The following is a 7,340-nucleotide window of genomic DNA, read 5'->3' as shown; positions in this document are numbered from 1 at the left end:
TATAATCAGGTTTTTCTTTGTGAAACATAGGGATTACCTCACAACTCTTCTTACCTCTATTATACGACTTTACACAAAGAAAAGCCCTTAGAAACTTGAGTTCTAAGGACTTTGTCTTCAATCTGAAGCGAGCCAACCGACTTGGCTCGCTAATATTAACCCAAATAACTAAACTGCTATGTGTCAGGTCAGCTAATCAGGCGGCTTTTTTTTTGATGGAGCGATGATTCGATATATAGTAGATTGAACCTAGAATAGTACGCTACGGGTTTTAAAACATTGCTAGAAATTGATCTGACTTTTCTTTCTGGTCAATTTGTTTATATTTTATTTCATCCTACTGAATTTTTACAATAATATTTTATTTTTTAAAGGGAAACAGATGATTATTGGATAAAAAAAGAATCTTAAATTCAGGTAAAATCTACAAAAAGAACAAGTCATTTGTATTAATATATTTTTTATACAAATCTTTGGACAAAGCAGGCTCTAATGTGCTATAATAAGGTGTTATAGATTGAGCTCTATATCAAAATTTTTTAAGAGTACACCAGTGCTTGTCAGGGTGAAAAAAGAGAAAATATCCATGTAACATGACTGTGTATCTTAAGAATGTTTTGGTATTTAGTTTTTTTATAAAAAATGAACTCAAGGAGAAAAAAACATGTTTTTTAGACGTCAAGAAGGAGAGTATCGAGAAACCGATCGTGTAACTAGATACAAACTGATTAAGTCAGGGAAACATTGGTTGCGTGCCTCAACGTCTTTATTCGGGCTATTTAAGGTTCTTCGTGGTGGTATTGATACTGCTCAGGTGACAACTGAAGTTGTGGAAGATCGTGTCTCAACTTCTTTAACTGGGATAGATGTCCTCAAGGGGATAGCTGCCGCGGGGGCTGTTGTTGGTGGTGGAGTTGCCACTCATACGCAAGTCCATGCCAATGAACAGCTGGCTGTAGAGAAAGTCGTGGATGGTACTGACAATCTAGTGAATTCTGATCAGGTTGTTTTGGGAACTGTCAATAAGGATGAGGAGCAGCAAACGTCTGTTTCAACATCTAACTCTATCAGTGAGAGCATCTCGCTATCAGATTCTACAAGTGCCTCGACCTCAGTCTCAACAAGTCTATCTGAGTCCGTAAGTGCTTCGACCTCAGCTAGCACGAGCACCAGTGTTTCATCTTCAACTTCAGCTAGCACCTCGTCTTCATTGAACGATTCTGCTTCAACATCAGATAGTGCTTCAACTGTTGCAAGCAGTTCTCACTCTGAGACTTCGCATGTAGAAGGTTCACAAAGGGTTTCTAGCGAAAACACTATCAGTAACGACAGAGTATCAAGAACTACAGTAGACGCTAGCAATGTTCAGGTCAATCCTGATCTTTCTAGTTCTCTTTCAACTGCAGAAAACTTTACAAGTCAAAATGCGAGTTTGACAGCTACGACAACAGCGACTCTTGCTGCGACAACGATAGCAGAAACAAGCGCTAAAAAGCAAGCAGAAGACCGTAAGAAACTGGCAGCCCTTTCAGCAGAAATGGGAGAATACCTGGCTAAAGCCGTGGACCTTCCAGATACAAGCTCAGCCATTCTTAAGGTGAAATCTGCTATTGCTGAGATTGAGTCTACTCTCAAGGATCCAAACGCTGACCTAGGAACAGTTGTCAAGACAGCTACTTCAGCTCGCAACTCTATCGCCAATGCGGTTTCACGTGCAACCTCTGGCCAACGTGATAGCCGTAATGGACAACCAATGGCAACGGGAGAAAATCTCCGAGGTATTTCTCCGATTGCGGTAAACAATCACACCACAGCTCAACTTGAACAAGGTAGTTATTCAAGTTCTAATCGTGAGGTTGTCTGGAAAATCAAAATGCATTCGCAGAGTCCGCTTAATTACGCAGGTCTGATCGCGCAGGTGGATAGAAACACAACCATCACTCGTGTTCTTTTCAATGGACAACCAATGGAAAAACGTGGTGGTTCTGGTAATGAGTATGTATTCAACAAGCACCATGATTTGAATAGAAACCTTGAAGCGACTATATTGGTGTATGCGACGGTAAACAATCGTTCTAACGCAGCTACTTTGAATGCTCAAGTGGCGACAAGTAGTCAACCGTTTACAAGCGCCAACACTTCTGGAAATTATAGTAGCTCAATGAGCTCAACCGTTACGACTGGTGAAGCAGGTAATAACCGTGCAACATCTAAGCCACCTACCATTAGTTTGCCTCAAGAGGTCACTTATTATAATGATGACTCTATTACCACAATCAACATGCCAATGAGTGATGACAAGGGGTTGAGAACATTAGCTGCAGGACCTAATAATACAATCATCACTGGCTTAACTGCACCTAATTATCCAAGAAATGCAAGAGGTGTCGTCGGGGATTTCGGTGTTTATCAGAATGGTAGATTTGCCTATTATCCAACTAGTTATACGGTAAATATGCAAGGTACCATTGGTCGAGACAATGGAGCATGGAAGCCATATGCTACTGGTGCGCACATTCTTGAATATGTTGTAACAGATACTGACAATCAACAAACTACGGCACGTATGACTCTTCATATCAGAGGATTCAATGAGCGTCACGAGCCTGTGAGTGGTGATACTGTTACGGTTAACAATCCATCTGCCTTGAGCGAGACTGAGAAAACTCAAATCCTTGCAAACTTTAGGAACAATAGTAAAAATGCCACTATCCTCAACAGTTCTGATTACAAGAAAAATTCTGAAGGTAATCATGAAATAACGGTGTCTAATACGGGTGAAATCACTATTACTTATCGTGATAACACTGTGGATGTCGTTCGAGCTAACGTAAGAGCGGAAACTGAGGTGCCTGTACCTGCTGTAACCGTGACACGTGGTGGTCAGCAGATTACAGCTACTCAAAGTCCCGACTCTAGTCGTGGGATGGAACATATTGTCTATGCAGGTGATGATTTCACCGTTAAATTTACTGCGACTGATAATAGTGGTAAATTAAGAGAGTTCAAGATTGTACCTAGAGCAGATGGGAACCAACCAGGGTTGAGAGAAAACTACTTTGAAGGTTCTAACTATGGTACAGGAACTGTAGGGCTCTTGACAGGAAATATCACAGCTACGCCAGAAAGTCCTGCGACTATCACAGTCGACGCTCATATGAATGATAATCTGGAGTGGAACTCAGGACATACTTGGCAACGGAATGCAGTTGCAACTGACCAAGTAGGCAACTTCAACAGAGTGAATGGTACTGGCAATGTTCGTATCACCCAAGGACAACTGAAAGACCGTCTTAAAGTAACAAATCCTGACTTTACACCTGTAGTAAATAAAAACAGTTTAACAGATAACGAAAAGACAGATGTCAAGACTGCCATCTACGCTAAGAATGATAAGACAGTTCACCGCATCAAAGACATTGAAGTTGCAAGCGATGGAACTGCAAAGATTATTTATAAGGATTTAACAAGCAATACTATTTCTCGAGATGTTACAGTCAATGAACGACCAAAACTGGAGATTCATTATGATAATGCTACAACTAAGGAAATCTATCTATACCGTGGGGAAGAAGTTAATGTAACCTTTAGAGCAACTGATGATTCTGGCAAGATTTCTTCATTGAAGTTTGAAATGCAAGGTACAGCTGACAATGCTAATGGTACAAACTATGCAGGATATACCGGTCTCAATCGTTCAACTCCAATCACAAATTTGACAGATCAGGCGGATGCAAAGATTACCCTTACAGGCACTCTAGCAAAAAATGTACCGTTAGCATCATTTGAACGCTATTTAATGGCAACAGATGACCAAAACACCTCTGATAGTAACCATGCAAAAAACGGTATAACCGACAATGGTTATGTCAAATTTGTAATCAAAAGCCAGACTGATAAATATACTGCTGTAGCGAAGGCATCAACGGTCTATACTTATGTAGGTGAAACAGCAGATGATTTGTCAAATGCGGCTAACTTTGTTCAGCTTCAAGGTGGTAAGCAATTACCACAAGGTACCACTGTTACTTGGAAGACACCAATTGACACAACTGACTCTGGGGATAATAAAACAGCTGTAGCAACAGTCACATACCCAGATGGATCTACAGATGATGTTACTGTAACTTATAGTACTATGGCTTCTATCGAAGCAAAAGATCCAATCAATGATATACAAGGAACGACTCCTCATAATGGAACAAGCTGGATTGACTACATTAAAAAACTTGGTAGTCACTGGTTCCCAGGAGGATCTAGTCAAACATGGGAAAAAGGAGATGGAACTCGCTCGTCAGCTAGTCCAATCAATACAGCAGAAGTTGGGCAGCATCGCTTTAAATTAATCTTTACATATCCAAAAGGGCGTCTGGGTGAAACAGATAGCGCGAAATTGCTCAGCAAGACTGTAGATATTGTTCATAATGTGTACAAATTTGAGTCTAAACGTTCCTATAACTTTACTCAGGGACAGACAAGCGATGCTACGTATCAACAAGTTGTTGCAAATCCAAAAGACTCTATCACCAAGGTGACAGGAAGCCCTGATTACGATGCTAACAAGACTAACTTTACTTGGGTGGATGGTGCCCCAGATCTTTCAACTGTAGGTCGATTTACAAAAGATGTAGAAGTTGAATTGCCAGCAGATGGTACAGGTACACGTGTCAAACAGCGTGTTCCAATCACTTATACAGTTAATCCGCAAGCGCCAGCTATCTCAGTTGCTTCTACCAACGAAACAGGTGGTTTGCCAAATCGTTCAATTGTTGTGACCAATGTCACACCTGGAGCTCTTGTAACCTTGACTTTAGCTGGGCATACATTTACCAAGACAGCTAAAGATAACGAATCAAGTGTTACCTTTGAACCTGCAGAACTACAAAAAGCTTACGATGGCAACAATGGTCTCCTTCCGACTAGAGATGTGACAGCTAAGCAAGAAAAAACAGTAACACTTCCAAGTGGTGGAACTGAAACCTTGAGTTCGGCTACAACGACTGCAACGATTACCAAGGAAACTGTAGGACCTGAAGTAATTTTTGAACTTTATATTAAGAATGATAAGACTGGCCAATGGGAAAAACAAACGATTAAGAATAATGTTCGCCCAGGAGTCAGCGGTTACGAAGTCTTCGCAGGCGACAAGATTAAAGTTGTTTTAACTGCTAAAGATAATAGTGGTAAGATTAAAACTCTGAAATTAAACGATGGAACTTCTGATATCAGTCGTATTTTCCAAACTGGTTATTCTTCAGATGATGATGCACTAGGAATTAAGGATATTACCACTGAAGCTTCAACAACAAATCCAAAAGTCCTAGAGTACACTGCTACTTATGGGGAAAATGTACAGTATGCAGATGGTAATAGATGGACTCGTGGAACTAGTGCTACAGATTTATCAGATAATACGGGTAGAGTAACGACTGTAGTTGCACAAGGAAAATTGAATGAAAAATTCCCAGGTATTAAACCAAGTAGTGCTATCCAAGTTTCTAATTTAACTTCATTGACACCAGATGATCTTAAGAAGATTCTTGCTGCAGTGAAGACAGTCAACCCTGAGTCAGATTTCCGTATTAAATCGTACGAGATTGCTAGCAATGGAACTGTAACGATTACCTACAAAGACGGAACAAAAAACACAGTAACTCCTGACTTGTCAGATTCGGATCATAAGTCAGCATCAGCGTCAACCAGTGCGTCAGTGTCTGCTTCAACCAGTGCATCAGTAAGTGCAATGACCAGTGCATCTGAGTCAGCTTCAACAAGCGCAAGTCAATCAGCAAGTACATCAGCTAGCCAGTCAGCATCAACCAGTGCAAGTCAATCAGCAAGTACATCGGCTAGCCAGTCAGCATCAACAAGTGCAAGCCAATCAGCAAGCACGTCAGCGTCTGAATCCGCATCAACCAGTGCGAGCCAATCAGCAAGCACATCGGCCTCTGAATCAGCGTCAACCAGTGCGAGCCAATCAGCCAGCACATCAGCTAGCCAGTCAGCGTCAACCAGTGCAAGCCAATCAGCAAGCACGTCTGCAAGCCAAAGTGCTTCAACAAGCGCAAGTCAATCAGCAAGCACATCAGCTAGTCAGTCAGCATCGACAAGTGCGAGCCAATCAGCAAGCACGTCTGCAAGCCAAAGTGCTTCAACAAGCGCAAGTCAATCAGCAAGCACCTCAGCTAGCCAGTCGGCGTCGACAAGTGCGAGCCAATCAGCAAGCACATCAGCTAGCCAGTCAGCGTCAACCAGTGCGAGCCAATCAGCCAGCACATCAGCTAGTCAGTCAGCATCGACAAGTGCGAGCCAATCAGCAAGCACGTCAGCTAGTCAGTCAGCATCGACAAGTGCAAGCCAATCAGCAAGCACGTCAGCTAGCCAGTCAGCATCGACAAGCGCAAGTCAATCAGCAAGTACATCAGCTAGCCAGTCAGCATCGACAAGTGCGAGTCAATCAGCCAGCACGTCAGCTAGCCAGTCAGCTTCAACAAGCGCAAGTCAATCAGCAAGTACATCAGCTAGCCAGTCAGCGTCAACCAGTGCAAGCCAATCAGCCAGCACGTCAGCAAGCCAAAGTGCTTCAACAAGCGCAAGCCAATCAGCCAGCACATCAGCTAGCCAGTCAGCATCGACAAGTGCAAGCCAATCAGCCAGCACGTCTGCAAGTCAGTCAGCGTCAACCAGTGCGAGCCAATCCGCAAGCACATCAGCTAGTCAGTCAGCATCGACAAGTGCGTCAGAGTCAGCAAGCACATCGGCTTCTGAGTCAGCATCAACAAGTGCATCGACATCAGCGTCAGAGTCAGCATCAACAAGCGCGTCAACATCAGCATCTGAGTCAGCGTCAACAAGCGCGTCGACATCAGCATCTGAATCAGCGTCAACAAGTGCAAGCACCTCAGCGTCTGAATCAGCAAGCACAAGTGCAAGCACATCAGCCTCTGAGTCAGCAAGCACAAGCGCAAGTACGTCGGCTAGCACGTCAGCGTCAACAAGTGCATCGACATCAGCATCTGAGTCAGCATCAACAAGTGCATCGACATCAGCGTCAACAAGCGCGTCGACATCAGCATCTGAATCAGCGTCAACAAGCGCGTCGACATCAGCATCTGAATCAGCGTCAACAAGTGCAAGCACCTCAGCATCTGAATCAGCAAGCACAAGCGCATCAACATCAGCGTCAGAATCAGCAAGCACAAGTGCAAGCACATCAGCGTCTGAATCAGCGTCAACAAGCGCGTCGACATCAGCATCTGAATCAGCGTCAACAAGTGCAAGCACCTCAGCATCTGAATCAGCAAGCACAAGTGCATCAACATCAGCATCTGAGTCAGCGT

General features: G+C 43.2%; 1 protein-coding gene. It reads left to right on the top strand.

What is annotated here, in order from left to right; all coding sequences use genetic code 11:
* Nucleotides 1-664 precede the first annotated feature (664 nt).
* The coding region (locus QM917_RS10455; protein WP_414285713.1) for an accessory Sec-dependent serine-rich glycoprotein adhesin at nucleotides 665-7,340 on the top strand (6,676 nt) is incomplete at its 3' end.

It is taken from the genome of Streptococcus infantis (assembly GCF_047460685.1).
Taxonomy (GTDB): Bacteria; Bacillota; Bacilli; order Lactobacillales; family Streptococcaceae; genus Streptococcus; species Streptococcus infantis_AD.
The sequence above is the reverse complement of the archived record's forward strand: the minus strand, read 5'-3'. Positions and strand labels throughout refer to the sequence as shown.